The organism is Serratia sp. CY55921 (assembly GCF_052167655.1).
GTDB classification, from domain to species: domain Bacteria; phylum Pseudomonadota; class Gammaproteobacteria; order Enterobacterales; family Enterobacteriaceae; genus Serratia; species Serratia ureilytica.
This window is the reverse complement of sequence record NZ_JBJNMU010000006.1, coordinates 132,006-151,975: the sequence shown is the minus strand read 5'-3', so window position 1 is coordinate 151,975 and position 19,970 is coordinate 132,006. Positions and strand designations below refer to the sequence as shown.

The window sequence follows — 19,970 nt, the reverse complement described above, 5'->3', positions numbered from 1 at the left end:
TCGCCACGCCCACTCCCTGACGCTGGCGACGTACATCAAAACCACATAACCAAATCTGTACTCGCCGGGTTCTTCGCCAATGTGGCGCCCCAAAACGCGGCGGGTATATGCCTGTACGTTATGTAAGACCGGGAATTACCCCAATGGTTGAATATAACCTTCGTTATTTTTACCACCTCCCGCCGCACAGCACCACCGGGGGATTGTTACCCCAGGTTATGACGCGCCACCGGCAGCAGATAACGCTCTGTTTCGGCCAGTATTTGCGCCAGGTAGTCATTGTCCAATTGGCGGAACACTCGCTGAACATAGGGATCTTCCCCTTCTCCGGGAATGCGCTGATCGCCCTGCCAAGCCTGCAGCAATTTGGCGCGAGCCTTTGCTTGCGCTTCTTCCTCCCAGTCGATTTGCTGCGTTTCCGGCTGATAGCACTGACTCAGCCACGCCCAGCCGCTCTTGTTCAGCAACAACAGCGGCTGACACAGACCGCGCTGATAGCCCGCCAGCAGTTCCGCCAGCTGCGCCTGCGCCTCTTCAGGCGCAAGCGCGGCAAAGCGCCAGGCGGAGTTCTTGCGACCATACATGCGGCTCTCGCCGGTGCCGCCGGCGCAGCAGTACACCAGGTGCTCCAGCCACAGTAATATGCCGTCCACCGCCGACAACGTGGCGGGCCGCCAGCGCAACAGGCCGTCATCCTGCACCTGATGCAGCCAGCCGCTGAGGCGCACGCCAGCAATATCGATGTCCAATTCCAGGCTGTGGCTCTCTGCGCGTTCCGCACGCACCTGCTCGGCCAGTTCGCTCATCTCTTCCTGCTGCTTTTGCCAATAGATCTCGCCGAAGGCGCCATAGGGCAACCCCCCGGCGGCGCGCACCCGTTGGAACAACCGTTCGGGATCGTCGCCGTCAATCAGGGTATTCAGCAGTTGGCTGTTGAACTGGTAGCGGCTGAGGTTATCCAGCGTGAAGGGCTCTTCGTCCGGCAGCTCGGTCTCTTCCAGGATAAAGCTGACGCCCAACCGCAGCTGGAAGAAGGCGCGAATAGGATGGCGGTAAAACCGCAGCAGCTCATCCAACGCTATTTGCTGCAGCGCTTCGGCGGGCAGCGGCTGGTTGAAGGCCGGGTGCGCCGCCCCGCGCCCGTCGGCGGCGGGCAGCCACTCGGCGGCATAGCTTTGCGCTTCCGAGCCCGGCAAGAAATTCTCGGCGGCGAACGGCATGCGCGCATGCCACTTCAGCAAATGCTCGCCCACTCGCCGGGCGCTGTCGTCTGCGGTGCACGCCTCGTCTCCCGGCAGGCAATAGCTTTGCTCCAGATACTCCAGCAGCTCGGTAACCAGCACCGAAGGATAGCGCGGGCTGTTGTCCTGAATGGAACGGCCAATGAAGCTGATATACAGCCGTTGTTGCGCGGACAGAATCGCCTCCAGGAACAGATAGCGGTCGTCATCGCGCCGGCTGCGGTCGCCGCGCTTGACCTGCTGCGCCATCAGATCAAAACCCAATGGCGGCAACGTGCGCGGATACACGCCGTCGTTCATGCCCAACAGGCACACCACCTTGAACGGAATCGAGCGCATCGGCATCAGCGTACAGAAGTTGATTTGCCCGGCGAGGAAGCGCTGGCTGATGCGCTCCTGATCGAGGCGCGCCGCCAAATCGTCGCGCAGAATCGTCAAGGGCACGTCATCCGGATAGCGCGCCGCCAGGCCAAAATTGATGGCCTGCTGCCACTGCTGCTCGATCAATGCCAGCACCACTTCGGTATCGCTATCCGCTTCGAAGAAGGCATCCAGCAGCTGTCGGCACAGCGGTAGCCATGCCTCGAGCGAGCGCGCTTCGCTCAAGACTTGCCGCCAATGGCTCAATTGGGCCAGCAGATCCGCCAACTGCCCCGCCAGTTCGGCGACCAACCCGCTCGACTCGTCGTAAGGCAAAATGCCCTGCCAATCGCCGGCGTTGCTGTCCATCGCGTAACCGAGCAGCATGCGCGTAATGCCGAATCGCCAGGTGTGCTGGCCCGTGGCGGGCAGATCCAGTTCTCGCACGTTATCGTCGTCCAGCCCCCAGCGCACGCCGGATTCACCGACCCAGTGACGCAACAGGCGCAGCCCCTCTTCGCCAATGGCGAAACGGGCGGCCAGGGCCGGCACTTCCAACAGCGCCAGCACCTGTTCCGACGTAAAGCGGCTTTGCGGCAGATCGAGCAGGGAGATGAACGCCTGCAAAGCCGGATGCGCCTGTCGCGCTTTACGGTCAGAAATGGCGAACGGCAGGTAGCGCTCGGCGGGAGCATTGCCGAACACGGCCTGAATATAAGGCGTATAGCTGTCGATATCCGCCACCATCACGATGATGTCGCGCGGCGTCAACGCGGGATCCTGCGCGAGCATGGTCAGCAGTTGATCGTGCAGCACCTCCACTTCCCGCTGTGGGCTGTGGCAGGCGTGCAGGCTGAGGGAACGATCTTGCGGATCGAGCCTGCGCTTGCTGAAACTGCTTTCCAGCGTTTCCGCCGTGATGCCGATCACCGCGTGATCTTCCAGCTCCAGCATATCGCGTTGAACGGCGTGCAGCATGGTATCCGCCGGGATATCGACAAAGGCGTCGACCTCTTGCGCCCCTTCCATCTGCGACAGCAAATAGAGGTGATCGCGCCCGAGCTTGCCCCAGGAGGCCAGCAGCGGGTTACTGAGCTGCTGCTGCCCTTCAGCGTCAAACAGACGCGCCGCGTCAGCCGGTTCGCGAAACAGCCCTTGCTCGCGCGCCTGATGATAGTGACGGCGCTTGCGGCTCTGCAAGCGGGCCAGGAAAGCGTAATCCTGAATGTCGCCCCAGTAATAACGACAAGGGTTGGTGAACATCAGGTGGATATCGATATGCCGCCCCAGCGCCTGCAGCGCCTCCAGATAGACCGGCGGCAACGCCGAGATGCCGCAGATAAACACCCGCGGCGGCAAACCGGGCGGACACGTTGTTGCCTGCTCCAGCGCGTGGATAAAGCGGCTGTACAGATTGGCGCGGTGCCATTCCGGCTGCCCCAATTCGCGCGTGTACTCCACCAGCCGCGCCCAGAGCGGCGCCTGCCACTGCTGAGCCTCGGGCAGACCGTCGATGCGCTCGCCGCGCTGCCAGCTCTCCAGCCACTGCGGGCGATAAACCAAATACTGGTCGAAAAGGTCGGCAACCCGGCCGGCCAATTGGTGGATTTTTCGCTTGTCGCCGTCATCGGTGAGATAGTGCTGCAGTGGCGCGAACGCCGGCTGGGTCAGCATCTCCGGCAGCAGCCACATCAGCTTCCAGGTCATGGCGTCCTTGCTGAAGGCGCTCTCTTTCGGGATATCCGGCAACACGCGGGTGAACATGTCCCAAATGAAGGTCGCCGGCAGCGGAAACGCGACATTGGCAGCGATGCCGAACTGCTCCGCCAGCTGCATTTGCAGCCATTGCGCCATACCGGGGCTCTGAACCAGCACCACTTCCTGTTGAAAAGGATCGGCCAACGGATCTCTGGCTATCAGCGCGCTGGTCAGCGTTTTCAATAAATCCAGCTGATTGGAATGATAAACCGTGAACATGATGGCTCCTTTAAAACAAGATACGTACCGGCTCAAAAACGGGTGCAATACCAGCGGCTCAGCGTCGCCCACTGCCGTTGCGGAGTTTGTACTCTGACCGTCAATCGGCGGCAATCCGCATCCGCGCCGTCGAACGCCGTCTCGCGTCGCCAGCCTTCCGGCAGCGGTTCGGCATCGAGCCGACCGGTGACGGCGAACGCCTCCAACTGCTGATGCGCCATCACCCAGGCTTGCCGGTAGTGCCACTGGCGCTGGAACGACTGCAACAGCACCTGATGATACTGTAACAAGCCCAGCAGCGACACCGAGAACAACAATGCCGCCACCAACACTTCCGGCAGGCTGAAGCCGTTGCGGGATAACCGCCCTGCGCGAGCGTTAACCCTCACAGTCGGCCGGCCTTTTCTCGGGGCAAAAATCCAGCCGGCCGCCCGGCTGCGCTTGCACCCTGCCGACCGATTCCGCACCGTCAAACGCGCCCCATTGATACAGCCAAAGCGGCTCACCGCCACGCATCTCCCCAAGGCCGCGTACCGTCACGACGCCCGCTCTGGCAGACAGCCGGGCGCAGGCCGTCAGTTCCGCGCGCTGCCTGCATAACCAGGCCGCCGCACTCAGCTCGGCGCGCGGCCAACGCTGGAGCATGCCCCAACTCAGCGCCGAAGCGGCCTGATTGTAAGCCTGGAGGTAGCGCTGCTGATCGGCGGCCAGTAACAGCGCGTTATCCAATTGCCGGTGCTGGGCATTGAGCAACATCAACCCCAACGCCAACAGCAACATTACCGCCGCCAAAGTGCTGCCGCCTCGCTGGCTCCGCCGGTTCATGGCAACGCCGCCATTTCGACGTTCCCGCTCAGGCTGCGCCTGATACGCGCATCGCCGACAGAGCGCCCCGCCAGAGTCAAACGGCCCAGCGCACCGCCATGCTCCCCGCGCTCTATCGCCACATGAAACCGCTCAATGCGCACTTCGTCACGATCGAGCAGCCGCTCCCAGCCGCCGCCGTCGCATTGGCTTACTCCGCGCTGCCCTTCCAAGCCGCCATTGCGCAGCCGATAACCGAAATAACCTGCATCCTCGCCCGAGGTGAGCCATTGCCCGCTGCGGGTAATGTCGTAAGCGACGATAACGCAGCTGCCCGCCGCTTCTCCCGCCGCCTGGCCGATCAGCAGCGGGCGGCCGGCGCACTGCCCGGCACAGAAACCGGCGCGGCGCAGGTCTTTCTCGATGCCGAACGCCAGTTGCCGCAGCGTTGACTCCAGCCGAAAATGCTGGCCGACGGCCACGTTTTGCTGGCGCAACAGCGGATAGGTTTTCGCGGCGCCGAGCGCGATCACGCTGCCGAACACCAGCGCCAACATCATCTCCGGCAAGGTAAAACCGCGTTCGACAGTCAGCATGGCGCGATCCCGCTTATCCGGAGCCCTTCGCTGCACAAACGCAGCCGCCCTCGGGCGGACAGCACCAGCCGCAGGCCGCCTGCCTCGTTGCTGAGCAGGATGTGCCCCGCCTGCGCGGTATTGCGCAAGCCGTAAAACCCGATCTCTTTGTCGGTGTAGCCGCTCAAAACGACGTCGCGGTAAGACGGTGAGAAAACGGAACCCTCGGCGGAAGCGCAATCCGGCGGCGGCACACCGCCGCCCAGGCACCAGGGCGTGCCGTTCTTGAACCACAGCAGCGTCGTGCGGTTGCGCCAGTTGGCGTCCGCCTGCAGTCGCAGTAAAAACGCCAGCAGCTGCTGGGCAGTATGTTCCAGACGCAACATTTGCTGATGGTGGCGCCATTGACCGACGCCCCAGCCGGTGAGCATGCCGGCGATCAGGAGCGCCGCCAACAGCTCAATCAGTGTCATGCCACGCTGGCGGTCATCGATGTTCGAGAGCGTATTTTCTTTCATGCGGCCAGTTTAAGGGCCGTAACAAGGCGGTAAAGCCGCATGCGCAAGCCTTGCGGCAAGTTGCGCAATGTTTTCCCTATAGCGACAAATGGCGACAATAAAATACGGCGCGGCGCGCAATGCGGATAAAAAAAGGGGCGCAATCGCTGCGCCCCTGGTGTGATGCGGTTAAGGTCAGATCGCGACCGGCGCCTTGATGGCCGGGTGCGGATCGTAACCTTCGATCTCGAAGTCTTCGAAACGGTAATCGAACAGCGAAGCCGGCTTGCGTTTGATCACCAGCTTCGGCAACGGACGGGGTTCACGCGTCAACTGCAGCTTCGTCTGTTCCATATGATTGCTGTACAGATGGGTATCGCCACCGGTCCAGACGAAGTCGCCGACGTCCAAATCGCACTGCTGCGCCATCATATGCACCAACAGCGCGTAGCTGGCGATGTTGAACGGCAGGCCGAGGAACACGTCGCAGGAACGCTGGTACAGCTGGCAAGAGAGTTTGCCGTCCGCCACGTAGAACTGGAAGAACGCGTGGCACGGCGCCAGCGCCATCTGGTCCAGCTCACCGACGTTCCAGGCGGAAACGATGATGCGGCGCGAATCCGGATCTTGTTTCAGCTGCTGGAGCACGTTGCTCAGCTGATCGATCTGACGACCGTCCGCCGCGCCCCAGGCTCGCCACTGCTTGCCGTACACCGGGCCGAGATCGCCGTTTTCATCGGCCCACTCGTCCCAAATGGTGACCTTGTTGTCACGCAGATAGGCGATGTTGGTATCGCCCTTCAGGAACCACAACAGCTCATGAATGATCGAACGCAGATGACATTTCTTGGTGGTCACCAACGGGAAGCCTTCCTGCAAATTGAAACGCATCTGGTGGCCGAAAATCGACAACGTGCCAGTGCCGGTACGGTCGGCTTTAGGAGTGCCCTCGGCGAGCACCTTGTTCATCAAATCCAGATACTGTTTCATTTGTCCCTCACGACAGTTGTTGCTGCGGGCGACGACGGTACGCCCAAATCATCATAATAACACCGGCCACCACCATCGGGATGGACAGGATCTGCCCCATGCTGATCACGCCGTCGAACAGGCCAAGCTGGGCATCCGGCTGGCGGAACGCTTCAACGATGATGCGGAATGCGCCATAACCGATCAGGAACAGGCCCGATACGGCACCCATCGGCCGCGGCTTGCGGATGAACAGGTTCAGAATGATAAACAGCACCACGCCTTCAAGCAGCAGTTCATACAGCTGGGACGGGTGACGCGGCAGCACGCCATACTGATTCAGCAGCGGCAGCAGAGAAGGATCGGCGGCGGCGAGCGCCACGTCTTCGCTGCGCGAGCTTGGGAACAGCATCGCCCAAGGGGTGTCGGTGGTCACGCGGCCCCACAGTTCACCGTTGATGAAGTTGCCGAGGCGGCCGGCGCCCAAACCGAACGGGATCAATGGCGCGATAAAATCGGAAACCTGGAAGAAGGTGCGTTTGGTGCGGCGAGCGAACCAGAACATCACCAGAATCACCCCCATCAATCCGCCGTGGAACGACATGCCGCCATCCCAGACTTTAAACAGATAGAGCGGATTATCCAGGAACAACGGCAGGTTGTAGAACAGCACATAGCCCACGCGGCCGCCGACGAATACGCCCAGGAAACCGGCGTAGAGCAGGTTTTCCACTTCGTCTTTGGTCCAGCCGCTGCCCGGCTTGTTGGCGCGGCGCACCGCCAGCCACATGGCAAAAACGAAGCCGACCAGATACATCAGGCCGTACCAATGCAAAGAAACCGGGCCAATGGAGAAAATGACCGGATCAAATTTAGGAAACGCCAGATAGCTATTGCTCATCTATCACCACAACATGTCTGTTATTTTTCCCCATGCGGGGGCGGCAGGTGCCAAACGTCGGCGCAGGTTGTCACACGCCTTTCAAACGGCAGCGTTGGCCGCTGCGGTTTGCAAGACGACGAACATGCGTCGCGCTGAGGTTGCGCATCATAACATAGGCTTAGCGCGGTCCGGGCCGGCAGCGCGGGAAAAGTTCTGTAAAAAAATCACATCGCGCGGCGATTATCTGCCGCCGCGAATCAACCCGCCCATGCCGCGTCGCTCCATAAACGCCGCCACCAAATGGCGCACTTCCGTGGTCATTTGGGTGTTCAACACTCGGTGCGCCAACACTTCGGCGTCGGCAAGATCGATATGCCGCAGCAGGTATTTGATGCGCGCCACGCTGCGTCCGTTCATGCTCAGATTGCGATAGCCCATGCCTACCAGCAACAGCGCGCCCATCGGATCGCCGGCCAGTTCACCGCACAGGCTAAGCTGCAGCCCGGCCGCTTTCCCCTGTTCGGCGATCAGCTTCAGCACCTGCAGCATCGCGGGATGCAGGCTGTCGTACAGCGAGGCTACCCGCGTGTTGTTGCGATCCACCGCCAGCAGGTACTGGGTCAAATCGTTGGTGCCTACCGAGATGAAGTCGACGCGCCCGGCCAAATGCGGGATCAGGAAAATCATCGACGGCACTTCCAGCATCACGCCGATTTTCGGTTTCGGGATCGCGTAGCCAAGCACCTCTTCCACCTCGCGCCCGGCGCGGTCAATCAAGCGCTTGGCCTCATCGACCTCTTCCAGGCTGGTGACCATCGGCAGCAAAATGCCCAGGTTGCCGGTGCCGGCATTGGCGCGCAGCATGGCGCGCACCTGTATCAAAAAAATCTCCGGCTGGTCCAGAGTGATGCGAATGCCGCGCCAGCCCAGGCAGGGATTTTCTTCGCTGATCGGCATGTAGGGCAGTTGCTTGTCGGCGCCGATGTCCAGCGTGCGCAGCGTGACCGGTTTGTTGGGGTAAAGCTGCAGCATGCCTTGATACTGCGCGACCTGTTCTTCTTCGGAAGGGAAACCGCTTTGCAACATGAACGGAATTTCAGTGCGGTACAACCCCACGCCGTCCACCCGGCCGCCCAACAGCTGTTCATGTTCCGGGCTGAGGCCGGCGTTCAGCATCACCTGAACGCGTTCGCCGCTTTTCAACTGCGCCGGCTGTTCGACGTCGTCTTCCGCCAGCTTGCTCAGTTCCTGTTCTTCGCTGATCAGCCGTTGGTATTCCTGCACCAGCACCGGCTCAGGATCGACCAGCAGTTCGCCGCGATACCCATCGACGATCAGCAGCCGCTGGCTCAGCAGAGAAGGCTGGATGTCGGCGCCCATCACCGTCGGCACCCCCATCGCCCGCACCAAAATCGCCGCATGCGAGTTGGCGGCGCCGTCGCGCACGACCACGCCGACCAGGCGATCCTGCGGCACTTCGGCCAGCAATGTCGCGGTCAGTTCATCCGCCACCAGCACAAAACGCGCCGGCCACTGGGTGGCGCCCTGAGTGGTGTCGTCGAGGTGGAACAGCAGGCGCTGACCCAGCGCGCGCAGATCGCTGCCGCGCTCGCGCATATAGGTGTCCTGCAGTTTGGCGAACTGTTCGGCAAAGGCTTCTATCACCTGCTTCACCGCCCATTCCGCCACCGAGCCGTTGTCAATTTCGGCGAACAATTCGCGCTTGAGGCGGGCGTCGTTTAGCAGGTGAGAATAAAGATCGAAGATCGCCGCGCTCTCTTTTTGCGAGCTGGCGGCAAAACGCTTGCTGAAGCGGCGAAATTCCGCGCCGGCCTCTTCCAACGCCAACGTCAGGCGCTCGCGCTCGCTGGCGGTGTCCAGCGTCGACGCGCGGTAAACCTGATCGAGCGAAGGCTGGCTGCTGTCCTGCCACCCTTCCGCCACCGCTACGCCGGGCGAGGCCGCCAGCGCGCGCACGCGCGTTTGGCGATACTGGCCGAAAATGGCATTAAGCTGCGACTGTGAAAGGATCCCGGCCATCTGCGTGGCCAGGGTGACCATGAACGACTCTTCGCTTTCGTCGAACTGGCGCAGCTCGCGCTGCTGCACCACCAACACCCCCAACAGCTGGCGCCGGTGAATGATCGGTACCCCGAGGAAGGATCGGAAACGATCCTCTTTGACCTGCGGAACGTACTTGAAGCTGGGATGGCTTTGGGCATCGGCCAGGTTGATGGGTTCGGCCCGGCGGCCGACCAACCCGACGACACCTTCGTCAAACGCCAATGCGATAGTGCGCCCGCGCGGCTTTTTCAGCCCGCGCGTGGCCATCAAGTAGTAACAGCGGCGATCGTTGTCCGCCAGGTAAATGGAGCACACTTCGGTGTCCATCGCCAGACAGGTTTCATTGACCAGCAGATCCAGCGCATCCGTCAGACTGGCCGCCGCGGCCACCTTCTCTACAATTTCTCGCAAGCGCGTGAGCATAGTCGGCTTAACTTAACCTCTCTTTCGGCGATAAGCGGGGGCCTGCCGCGGCGCCGCCTGCTCTTGCATCGGCATCACGGTCACGGCGAATTCTTTCATCACCCGGCGGTAGACGTCGCGTTTAAACGACACCACCTGGCGCACCGGATACCAGAAGCTCACCCAGCGCCAACCGTCGAACTCCGGTGTGCTGCTGCGCTGCATGTTGATATCAGCGTCATTGCACAGTAGCTGCAACAAAAACCATTTTTGCTTTTGGCCGATACAAACCGGCTTTGTGTCCCAACGCACCAAACGTTTCGGCAATTTATAGCGCAACCAGTTGCGGGTCGAAGCCAGGATGCGCACATCCTTTTTACTCAGCCCCACTTCTTCGAACAGCTCACGGTACATCGCCTGCTCCGCAGTTTCGCCAGGGTTAATCCCACCTTGGGGAAACTGCCAGGAGTGCTGACCGTAACGGCGGGCCCATAAGACCTGCCCCTGACGATTACAGATTACGATACCAACATTCGGGCGGTAGCCATCATCATCGATCACCGGACTACCTCGATAAGCTTAAATTCGCATAGATGTCCTGATTGTTTCACACAAGCTACAGGCGGTAAACCACTGCTTTACGGCGCTGCGGGCCGGATAACATTGGGATAACTCACAGATATAGGCAAAGTTATAAACATGCATCGGCATTTCAGACCGGTTTTATTCACTTTTTCTGTGGATAGGTGTGTGTAGAACTCGAGGGATAAGCCGGTAAAACTCTCGTCCCCGAAAATCCCTCCTCACACCGAAAAAACAATATTACTCCTAAAAACATATAATTAACCAATATCTCACAGTTATGTACAGGGCAAAAATGTGATCTATGCACGGTAAGGATCTTACCCTGGCGAAAGATCCACCAACGCCGTTTTTATCCACAGATTATCCGGGCAAGTTACGCACAAAACGGACAAATTCGTAAAAAACCGCCCGAGTCAAGGCTGTAAATTGAACCAGTGATCGGTAAAAATTTGGGTTATCCCATAAATCTGTGGATAAATAGGTGTAAGATCCTGTTTATTGTCGGTGGCTTCAGGTGAACAAGCCTCGCGGGAGCATTGTCGCCCGCGCAAGGAAAGAAAAAAAGTCATGTAAAATCATGCTACTATTATTCTTTTCCCCAGGCGACTGGGGTTACCGTTTCCCGTGTATCTTTGCAGTACGTTTTTCAACCAAATTCGACAGGCTTGATTTATGGCGTTTTTATCCCCTCTGCCACCCCCGCCGGAAAATGAACGGCAGCTGTTCGAGCGCGCTCAGGCGCTGGCCGGCTTCAGTTTTGGCGAACTGGCCGCCCGCGCGCAGTTGCCGATCCCCAAGGATCTGAAACGCGATAAAGGCTGGGTGGGCATGCTGCTGGAGCTGTACCTCGGTGCCATGGCCGGCAGCAAACCGGAACAGGATTTTCCCGAGCTGGGCATTGAGCTGAAAACCATTCCTGTCGACGCCGCCGGCAAACCGCTGGAGACCACTTTCGTCTGCGTGGCCCCGCTCACCGGCAACAGCGGCGTCACCTGGGCCAGCAGCCACGTTCGCCACAAGCTGGCGCGCGTGTTGTGGATACCGGTAGAGGGCGAACGGCAAATCCCGCTGGCGCAGCGCCGCGTCGGTTCGCCGCTGCTGTGGAGCCCGAGCGCTGCAGAAGAAGAGATGCTGCGCCGCGATTGGGAAGAGCTGATGGATCTGATTGTGCTCGGTCACGTAGAACGCATCACCGCACGCCACGGCGAAGTGCTGCAACTGCGCCCCAAAGCGGCCAACAACAAGGCGCTCACCGAAGCCATCGGCGAACAGGGGCAACCTATCATGACGCTGCCGCGCGGTTTCTATCTGAAAAAGGGTTTTACCGGCGCGCTGCTGGCAAGACATTTCTCAATCTAAGCGATTTCGTTTAACTCTGGTTTAGCTAACCCTGTCAGCGCCACGATAAACGCGTATAATTCACGCTTTGCATTTATTAAGTATTAAGGTGTGTCGGGCAATGTTCGAATGGATTATGGATCCCAATGCCTGGTTAGCGTTAGGTACGCTAACCATTCTTGAGATCGTACTGGGTATTGATAACATCATTTTTCTGTCGCTGGTGGTGGCCAAGCTGCCCAAAGCGCAACAGAACAAAGCTCGCCGGCTCGGGCTGGCCGCCGCCATGATTATGCGTCTGGCGCTGCTGGCCTCCATCGCCTGGGTGATCCGCTTGACGCACCCGCTGTTCACCGTGCTGGATCACGCCATTTCCGCCCGCGATCTGATCCTGCTGCTCGGTGGATTGTTCCTGATCTGGAAAGCCAGCAAAGAGATCCACGAAACCATCGAAGGCACGGAAGAAGAGCACCACACCAAGGTGCACAGCTTCTTCGGCGCGATCGTACAGATCATGCTGTTGGATATCATCTTCAGTCTGGATTCGGTGATTACCGCCGTAGGCCTTTCCGATCACCTGTTCATCATGATGGCGGCGGTGGTGATTGCCGTCGGCGTGATGATGTTCGCCGCACGGCCGATCGGCGAATTCGTCAATCGCCATCCGTCGGTGAAAATGCTGGCGCTGGCGTTCCTGATCCTGGTGGGCTTCACGCTGATGCTGGAAAGTTTCCAGGTGCACGTGCCGAAAGGCTACATCTACTTCGCCATGTTCTTCTCCATGTCGGTAGAAGCGCTCAATCTGATGCGCAGCAAGAAAAACCGTTCGCCGGAATAACCCTACGCGGAGGCCGCCATCGGCGGCTTCCGCCGTTTCGTTGCCCCCTCATTTCAGTTTTTCTTATCAGATAAAGACTTATCTGAGACGCTCTCTGCCAAGAGTTTGCTAATCTTGAAAGAACATTGTTTTCTGCATAATCGAGGATCCGCAGGATGAAAAAGTGGGTAATGGCAGTGTCTGCGCTGGTTATGGCCGCCGGTTTGGCGGGATGTTCCAGCGACTACGTCATGGCGACCAAAGACGGCAACATGATCCTGACGCAAGGCAAACCGGAGATCGACACAGACACCGGGCTCATCAGTTATAAAGATGAGAAAGGCAATCACCGCCAGATCAACGGCGATCAGGTTTCCCAGGTTATCGAACGCTAATCACCGCACGCCGGCTATCGCCCGCTCGAGCGCGGTAGCCCTCATTCGTGTCCGCACGGAATCCGCTTCCCCCATCTTCACCGCTTGGTTATAGTCAGGAAAGGCGACATCGCCGCCCGACGGACTTTGCGCCGTCTTCTGAATTGGGCTCCTGTTTCACCGGGCCACACGGCCCGTCAGCGCTAACAAGAAAGGAAGGCCGTTAATGCAATACCACCGTATTCCCCACAGTTCTTTAGAAGTGAGCGTGCTGGGACTGGGCACCATGACCTTTGGCGAACAGAACAGCGAAGCCGACGCCCATGCGCAACTGGACTATGCATTGGCCGCAGGCGTGAACCTGATAGATACCGCCGAACTGTACCCGGTGCCGCCCCGCCCGGAAACCCAGGGCCTGACCGAAAGCTATATCGGCAGTTGGATCAAAGCGCGCGGCAATCGCGAAAAAATCGTCCTGGCCAGCAAAGTCTCGGGCCCGGTGCGCGGCACTGACAGCAGCATCCGCCCGCAGCAGGCGCTCGATCGCAAAAACATCCGCGCCGCTCTGGACGCCAGCCTCAAGCGGCTGAACACCGATTATCTCGATCTTTACCAATTGCACTGGCCGCAGCGCGCCACCAACTGCTTTGGCAAACTCAACTATCAATATACCGATGACAAAGCCACGGTCACGCTGCTGGAAACCCTGGAGGCGCTGACCGAGCAGGTGCGCGCCGGTAAAATTCGCTATATCGGGGTCTCCAACGAAACGCCCTGGGGCGTGATGCGCTATCTGCAACTGGCGGAGAAACACGAGCTGCCGCGCATCGTGTCGATTCAAAACCCGTACAGCCTGCTGAACCGCAGCTTTGAGATTGGCCTGGCCGAAATCAGCCAGCACGAAGGGGTAGAACTGCTGGCCTATTCCAGCCTGGCGTTCGGCACGCTGAGCGGTAAATACCTCAACGGCGCTAAACCGGCCGGTGCGCGCAATACGCTGTTCACCCGCTTCAACCGTTATTCAGGGCAGCAAACCCAACGGGCGATCGCCGAATACGTGGCGCTGGCCAAAAAACACGGGCTGGATCCTTCGCAGATGGCGTTGGCCTTCGTGCGTCAGCAGCCGTTCGTCGCCAGCACCCTGCTGGGCGCCACCTCGGTGGAGCAGTTGAAAATCAACCTCGATAGCCTCGACGTGATTCTGGATGAGGACGTGCTACAGGCGCTCGAAGAAATCCACACCCGGTTTACCATTCCGGCGCCTTGAAACCTGAGGGCGCAGCCTGGCTGCGCCTCGTTTCACTGCCGCTGCGACCACCACAACGCGCTAATCGCCAGCGCAAACACCACGCCAAACCCTACGCCGACGCCCACCACCGGCACGCCCAGCTTCACGACCAAAGAATACAGGCCCAGCATCAGTAACATCGCGGCGTTTTCACCCAGGTTTTGCACTGCGATCGCATTGCCGGCGCCGACCGAATATTTGCCCCGCTCCTGCAGCAACGCATTGAGCGGCACGACGAAGAAGCCCCCCAGCATGCCGATGAGCGCCAGCAAGACGTAGGCATTGAGCATGGTCGTTTGCAGCGCAAACACCGCGACCGCGACGCCGATCAGGATCCCGGCCGGCATACAGCGTTTCACCGTTTTAAGCGTGACGAAGCGCGCGGCGGCACCCGCGCCCACCACGATGCCGACGGCCACCATGGCGTTCAGCAGCGTTGGCGTGGCGTTATCGGCGATGCCGAGCGCCACCGGTACCCACAGCACCAGCAGAAAACGCAGCGTCACGCCGGCCCCCCAAAACAGGCTGGTGCCAATCAATGAGAAACGCGTCTGTCCATCGCGCCACAGCGTAACGCAGGCAGCAAAGAAGCTGTGCGTCATGGCCTGCGGACGCCACGAAGCGCCAGGACGCGCCGCCGCCAAACGCGGAATATACAGGTTGGCGACCACCGCTCCCGCGTAAACCAACGCGCAGGCCGCCAGCGCCGCCGCCACGTGCCAGTCCGCCAGAATACCGCCGGCCACCGAACCGGTCAGAATGGCCGCAATGGTCGAAGCCTCGATCAGGCCGTTAGCCTTGACCAGTTTCTCACCGCTGGTGATCTCGCCCAGAATGCCGTATTTGGCCGGTGAATACGCGGCGGCTCCCACACCGACCAGGCTGTAACCCAGAAACGGATTACCCCCAAAACAGATCACCAATGCCCCCGCCAATTTCAGGGCGTTGGCGAACATCATCACCCGCCCTTTGGCAAAGCTGTCGGCGATCTGGCCGACGAACGGAGCCAGAATGATATAGGTGGCGACAAAGGCCATCTGCAGGATCGGCTGGCTCCAGTCCGGATACAGCTGCTGCTTGATCAACGCCAGCGTGGCGAACAGCAACGCATTGTCGCCGAACGCCGAAAGGAACTGCGCGCTGATCACCGCGATCATGCCGCGTGACAACAAAGGGGATTCGGTCGAAGGATTCATCAGGCACTCTCCGGCTGTTCGGCCATATGACGCAGGGTGACGAAATCAGGTTTGCCGCTGCCGAGCACCGGCAGCGTTTTCAACAGGCGAATATCGCGCGGCACCGCCAGCTCCGGGCTACCCAGTTCGCGCGCCACCCGCAGCAATGCCTCGCGGGTAATGGCGGGATCGGTGGTGAACAGCACCAACGCCTCGCCTTTGCTGCTGTCGCTTTTGACCGTGGCGGCATGCAGTTTATCCGGCGACAGCCGTTGCGCCAGCAATTCGACGCTTTCCAGCGACACCATCTCGCCCGCCAGCTTGGCGAAGCGCTTCACGCGCCCGCGAATGGTGCAGTAACCCTGCTCATCCAGGCTGACGATATCGCCGGTGTCATACCAGCCCGGCTGCAGCACGCCGTTCGCATCTTCCGCCGCCGGCGGCTCCAGTTCGCCGGGGCGTTCAACCCGCAGATAGCCTTTCATGATATTCGGCCCCTTCAGCTGCAGACGGCCGCCGTTATCAATACCCGGCACCGCGATCAGACGCGCCTCCATCTGCGGCATGATACGGCCGACGGTGCCCACCTTGGTCGCCAGCGGCACGTTGATCGAGACCACCGGCGCGCACTCGGTCACGCCATAGCCTTCCAAAATGCGGATGCCGTATTTGTCCTGGTAGATCTGTTTGGTGCTGTCCGCCAGTTTCTCCGCGCCGGCCACGACATAGCGCAGGCGGGCAAAATCATACGGATGCGCGAAACGCGCATAGTTGTTAAGGAAGGTCGCCGTGCCGAACAGCACCGTGCAGTTACGGTCATATACCAGCTCCGGCACCACGCGATAGTGCAGCGGGCTGGGGTAGAGGAAAATGCGGCTGCCGGTGATCAGCGGCGTAAGCAGCCCCACCGTCAGGCCGAACGAGTGGAACAGCGGCAGCGACGACATGAAGCGGTCGCGCGGCGTGAAATCGGCGATAGTGCGGATTTGTTCTACGTTGGCCAGCAGGCTGGCGTGCGAATGCACCACGCCCTTGGGATGGCCTTCGGATCCGGACGTGAACAGGATCAGCGCCGGGTCCTCCGGACGTTGCGGCAACGCCGCGCGCTGCGGCTGAAGCAAGTAACGCAGGATCCACAGCTTATCCGCCAGCGTGACCGTCTCTTTCAGATCTTCCAGATACACCCAGTTAGCCTGTGGCACCTGTTCCGGCAGGTGGGTCAGCTTGCCTTTCTCCAGAAACTGGCGCGAGGTGACGATGGTCTTGATGCCGGCGGCCGTCATCGCGCTGTTCAGGCCGTTGGCGCCTGCGGTGTAGTTGAGCATCGCCGGGATGCGATTGCGCAGCGAAGCGCCGAAGATTGCCGCCGCGGTAATGGTGGCGTTGGGCAACAGCAGCCCAACGTGCTCCCCCTCGGCGGTAAAGCGCTGCAGAATGCGGCTGACGCCCAGCGATTTCTTGACTAGCGTCTGGTAACTGTCCTCTTTGAAAGCGATGTCTTCGATGCAAGGCTTGCGGCGCCCATAGCGGTGCTGCGCCGCCAGCAAGGCATGGAACAGCGTTTGCGGCTCGCGCGTCTCCATCCGCGCCCGCATCATGATCTGCATCAGCCGATCGCCCGCTAGCGCCCGGCGTTCACGCGCGCGCGGCGCTTCCGGCATCGGCAGCGTGGTCGGCGGCAAGATGCGGATGCTGATTTGCGGGAACCAGCGGATCTTGAACACCCCGGCCATGCGGCCAAACGGGCTGAACTCCGGGCCATCGATCCGCACCGGCACCACGGTCGCGCCCGATTTGGCGGCGATAAACGCCGCTCCGTCGTAAATTTTCATCAGCGCACCGGTCACGGTGATGCGCCCTTCAGGGAACACCACGATCGGCCGTCCCTGCTCGACCATGCGCACCAGTTGCTTGATGGCCATCGGCTTGGTGGGATCGAGCGAGACAAAATCGATGTAAGGCCGCAGCCAGCGCATAAACCAGCTCTCGCCGATGCTGGCATAGACCGCAAACACCGGTTTTATCGGCAGGAACAGCGCCAGCAGTACGCCGTCGAGGAAAGAGACGTGGTTCGGCGTAATCAGTAATTTTTGCCGTTCGAAGTGCTGGACGTCCCCTTCGACCCGTACCCGAAACAACAGGCGAAACAGCGCGCGCAGCAGTGAAAAGATCATGCCCTTCTCCCTTGGCCATGGAGGCGTAAATCGTTGTAGGGAAAAGAATACTATATGGCAGGCAAAAAAAAACCTACGCATCCGCGTAGGTTGGTGCAATTGAAAATGGCTTCAGCATGCAAGGCACGCTGATTTCTCACCAATCAATACCTCTGGGATCACCTACTCTAGAGAGATGGCGTGCAGGAAACTACCACCGAATCGCAAGAGTTCTGCTCCAAATGCAACCAGCTGTAAATTTCCCGCGATCTGCTGTAATAACTCAATGAAACTTAAATAATCGCCGCAGCGGAAAGATCAATAATGATGCGTCATCCGCAGGAAGCGAGTGGGGGGAGAAAAAAAGCCATGCGCATATGCTGGTAAGTGCAGCACATGAGGGTTCGGCCTAATCAAGACTGAAGCAGATCCTTTAATCCCTCTTGTCTCCTCAACGCTAAAGCAATCAATTAACGAAAACTATTCTCAAACGCAAGAGCCAAGTTAGACGTGATATCCAACGTGTCATTTTCATCAACTTATGCAATTCGTTTTCTTGCTTTTCAAGCACGGCAACAATAAAAAGACAAAGTCAAAAAGCGCCAACTAACAACAGAGCCGCCTCCAGACCTTGCTGTTATCGTGATCTCACGGCAAAAGTGCACGCCGAGGATAATTAATTATTAATAATTAAAAAAACCGCAAGCAATAAAACCTATGCATTAATAACCAAACAGAGTTAACAATTAAAAAAGAATAACAAAAACCAAAAAACCAGAATATAAATCTATTTTTACATAAATTTTTAGCACAATATTGCAAGAAATGAGATTGAAAAATAAAATAGCCATGCATTGAATCGCTAGTAAAACGTTGCGAAACCCTTGCTTTATATTTTCAAGCAATACGATTTTTATTTATTTAGTGGCATATTCTCAGAAGGAAATCTGAATAATGAAGAAATATTTATTTTTAGCCCTACTACCTCTGTCGTGCACGAGCGTACTGGCCGCAAAAACAGCCAGTACGTCTGTAGATTTCTCCGGAGAAATTTATAATAACACCAGCTGCAGTATTGCTGCCAACACCAATAGCATTGATCTTGGCCGCCATTCCAGCGAAGCTTTTGATAAAGTAAATCCTGTCCAGTTGGAAGGCAACGGCATGGGCAGCATCCCGTTCACCGTAAATTGCACGGCACCGACCAACATGGGTATTGAAGTTACCAGCGCCAGCGGCGATGCCGATTATCAATATATGGACAGAAACTTCACCGCATCGCTGGCAAAAGACGCCAGTAATAAAGATATCGCCGTGCTGGGCCTTGCACTGTCAGATATCGCTATGGATGGTGAAACCGTGCGTGCGGCGCTGATTCCTGAAGGCGATGATATTTTCGATTTAACCAATGTAACTAACGGTGCAGATCACGAACAGGCGATGTTCTCTGTTGCCTCAGGTAATCGCTTTGCGGTCACATCAGATGCTAATTACGACAATATGGCGATCGGCCAGAACCTGAGCGGCACATTCAACTACCGTTCATTCCTTACCCCGCTTAGCTACATTGATGATAAAAGCATCCAAATGCAAGACAGCATTGCATTGCAAGCTTCTGTGAATCTTTCGGTTCACTACCTGTAATCACCAGGTGGGGACACTTCGCTGTTCCCACTTATTTCAGCCTCTTTGTTTGGCAAAATATCTTAACGTCCTTTGACTAGAGTTCGTTATTCTCCGCTATTCAGGAAATAAAATGAAAGGTCTCATCCATTATCTTACCGCAATATTTATATTGCTTACTCCATTTCATGGCCAAGCAACCATTAAACTGGAAAAAATAAGCCTCTTGGTCAATCAAGAGAAAGGAGAGACAACGGTAAGAGTCGATAATATCGGTAATTATCCTGTGTTGCTATTCTCATCCGTTGTTAAAAATGCATTAAGCAAGCAAGGAGAAGATCCCTTATTCATTCTTTCTCCGCCAGCCGCGCGTATTGATCCGGGTAAATCTCAGCTGGTACGCGTCATGCTTGCCGATCCCTCGGGACTTGATAAAACCCGTCAGCAAATGCGCCATATCTATTTCCAGGAAATTCCCGATATGGGAGAAAAAAGCAACCAGCTTAAGGTGAATACTCGGCATCGGGTCGTCGCTATCGTCACGCCCTCCGCGCTAGTGGAAAACAAATCTCCCTGGCAAACCTTGCATTGGCAACAAAATGGGCATTCTATACAAGTCAAAAATCTCAGCCCTTACGTTGTCAGGTTAGCCCCTACCATCACCGTACAACCCAGTAACCAGCAGTTTGTTTTAGAACAACCTTATTTGCTGCCTGGGCAAACGATCGGTACACGTAAGAGCGATAGGCTTACCATCCCCCCCTCCCGTTTGCACTTCACGCCAAGCAGTAACACGGGGCGCGCCATACCCGATATCACGGTCAACCTTGCCCCAATCCAGTGAG

General features: G+C 58.2%; 17 protein-coding genes. 6 read left to right on the top strand and 11 right to left on the bottom strand.

The window, feature by feature from the left end:
* Nucleotides 1-206: 206 nt before the first annotated feature.
* The 9 genes from recC to rppH all read right to left on the bottom strand — a co-directional run bounded on the left by recC (nt 207) and on the right by rppH (nt 10,333).
* Nucleotides 207-3,578: an exodeoxyribonuclease V subunit gamma gene (gene recC / locus ACJ8M3_RS21530; RefSeq protein WP_046687722.1), complete on the bottom strand. Its 3,372-nt coding sequence runs from the start codon at nt 3,576-3,578 to the stop codon at nt 207-209.
* 32 nt (nt 3,579-3,610) lie between these two features.
* Nucleotides 3,611-3,967 (bottom strand): prepilin-type N-terminal cleavage/methylation domain-containing protein, encoded by a 357-nt coding sequence (locus ACJ8M3_RS21525; protein ID WP_015378915.1) that lies wholly within the window; start codon nt 3,965-3,967, stop codon nt 3,611-3,613.
* The gene (locus tag ACJ8M3_RS21520; RefSeq protein WP_015378916.1) at nt 3,957-4,403 is read right to left on the bottom strand and encodes a YgdB family protein; all 447 of its coding nucleotides are present in this window, start codon (nt 4,401-4,403) and stop codon (nt 3,957-3,959) included. Before ACJ8M3_RS21520 ends, ACJ8M3_RS21525 begins: the two co-directional genes overlap by 11 nt.
* Nucleotides 4,400-4,978 carry a prepilin peptidase-dependent protein gene (locus ACJ8M3_RS21515; RefSeq protein ID WP_089197377.1) on the bottom strand — a complete coding sequence of 193 codons (579 nt, stop codon included), beginning with the start codon at nt 4,976-4,978 and terminating at the stop codon, nt 4,400-4,402. The genes ACJ8M3_RS21520 and ACJ8M3_RS21515 overlap by 4 nt, the downstream gene beginning before the upstream one ends.
* Nucleotides 4,972-5,475: a prepilin peptidase-dependent protein gene (locus tag ACJ8M3_RS21510; protein ID WP_089197378.1), complete on the bottom strand. Its 504-nt coding sequence runs from the start codon at nt 5,473-5,475 to the stop codon at nt 4,972-4,974. The genes ACJ8M3_RS21515 and ACJ8M3_RS21510 overlap by 7 nt, the downstream gene beginning before the upstream one ends.
* Nucleotides 5,476-5,649: 174 nt before the next feature.
* The gene (gene thyA / locus ACJ8M3_RS21505; protein ID WP_089197379.1) at nt 5,650-6,444 is read right to left on the bottom strand and encodes a thymidylate synthase; all 795 of its coding nucleotides are present in this window, start codon (nt 6,442-6,444) and stop codon (nt 5,650-5,652) included.
* Nucleotides 6,445-6,451: 7 nt separating this feature from the next.
* Entirely contained in the window at nt 6,452-7,324 is an 873-nt protein-coding gene (lgt, locus tag ACJ8M3_RS21500) for a prolipoprotein diacylglyceryl transferase (RefSeq protein WP_015378920.1), read from the bottom strand.
* A 222-nt stretch (nt 7,325-7,546) separates the two neighbouring features.
* Nucleotides 7,547-9,793 carry a phosphoenolpyruvate--protein phosphotransferase gene (gene ptsP / locus ACJ8M3_RS21495; RefSeq protein ID WP_033644849.1) on the bottom strand — a complete coding sequence of 749 codons (2,247 nt, stop codon included), beginning with the start codon at nt 9,791-9,793 and terminating at the stop codon, nt 7,547-7,549.
* A gap of 12 nt (nt 9,794-9,805) precedes the next feature.
* Nucleotides 9,806-10,333: an RNA pyrophosphohydrolase gene (rppH, locus tag ACJ8M3_RS21490; protein WP_004931849.1), complete on the bottom strand. Its 528-nt coding sequence runs from the start codon at nt 10,331-10,333 to the stop codon at nt 9,806-9,808.
* A gap of 696 nt (nt 10,334-11,029) precedes the next feature.
* Here rppH and mutH point away from each other — a divergent pair.
* The 4 genes from mutH to ACJ8M3_RS21470 all read left to right on the top strand — a co-directional run bounded on the left by mutH (nt 11,030) and on the right by ACJ8M3_RS21470 (nt 14,153).
* The gene (gene mutH / locus ACJ8M3_RS21485) at nt 11,030-11,716 is read left to right on the top strand and encodes a DNA mismatch repair endonuclease MutH (RefSeq protein WP_033644848.1); all 687 of its coding nucleotides are present in this window, start codon (nt 11,030-11,032) and stop codon (nt 11,714-11,716) included.
* 100 nt (nt 11,717-11,816) lie between these two features.
* Entirely contained in the window at nt 11,817-12,533 is a 717-nt protein-coding gene (locus tag ACJ8M3_RS21480; protein WP_042785275.1) for a TerC family protein, read from the top strand.
* A 155-nt stretch (nt 12,534-12,688) separates the two neighbouring features.
* Complete coding sequence (locus tag ACJ8M3_RS21475) at nt 12,689-12,907, top strand: YgdI/YgdR family lipoprotein (RefSeq protein WP_016929923.1); 219 nt, start codon at nt 12,689-12,691, stop codon at nt 12,905-12,907.
* A gap of 205 nt (nt 12,908-13,112) precedes the next feature.
* Nucleotides 13,113-14,153, top strand: a complete 1,041-nt coding sequence (locus ACJ8M3_RS21470) for an NADP(H)-dependent aldo-keto reductase (RefSeq protein WP_033644844.1) — start codon at nt 13,113-13,115, stop codon at nt 14,151-14,153.
* A 32-nt stretch (nt 14,154-14,185) separates the two neighbouring features.
* Here ACJ8M3_RS21470 and lplT read toward each other — a convergent pair whose 3' ends face one another.
* Both lplT and aas read right to left on the bottom strand, forming a co-directional pair.
* Nucleotides 14,186-15,370, bottom strand: coding sequence for a lysophospholipid transporter LplT (gene lplT / locus ACJ8M3_RS21465; protein WP_442514735.1), 1,185 nt, complete (start codon nt 15,368-15,370; stop codon nt 14,186-14,188).
* Nucleotides 15,370-17,523 (bottom strand): bifunctional acyl-ACP--phospholipid O-acyltransferase/long-chain-fatty-acid--ACP ligase, encoded by a 2,154-nt coding sequence (aas, locus tag ACJ8M3_RS21460; RefSeq protein ID WP_060660307.1) that lies wholly within the window; start codon nt 17,521-17,523, stop codon nt 15,370-15,372. The genes lplT and aas overlap by 1 nt, the downstream gene beginning before the upstream one ends.
* Before the next feature lie 933 nt (nt 17,524-18,456).
* Between aas and ACJ8M3_RS21455 the strand changes: the two genes are divergently transcribed.
* The gene (locus ACJ8M3_RS21455) at nt 18,457-19,146 is read left to right on the top strand and encodes a hypothetical protein (protein ID WP_127897171.1); all 690 of its coding nucleotides are present in this window, start codon (nt 18,457-18,459) and stop codon (nt 19,144-19,146) included.
* 112 nt (nt 19,147-19,258) lie between these two features.
* Complete coding sequence (locus ACJ8M3_RS21450) at nt 19,259-19,969, top strand: fimbria/pilus periplasmic chaperone (RefSeq protein WP_442514734.1); 711 nt, start codon at nt 19,259-19,261, stop codon at nt 19,967-19,969.
* The last annotated feature ends 1 nt before the right edge of the window (nt 19,970 follow it).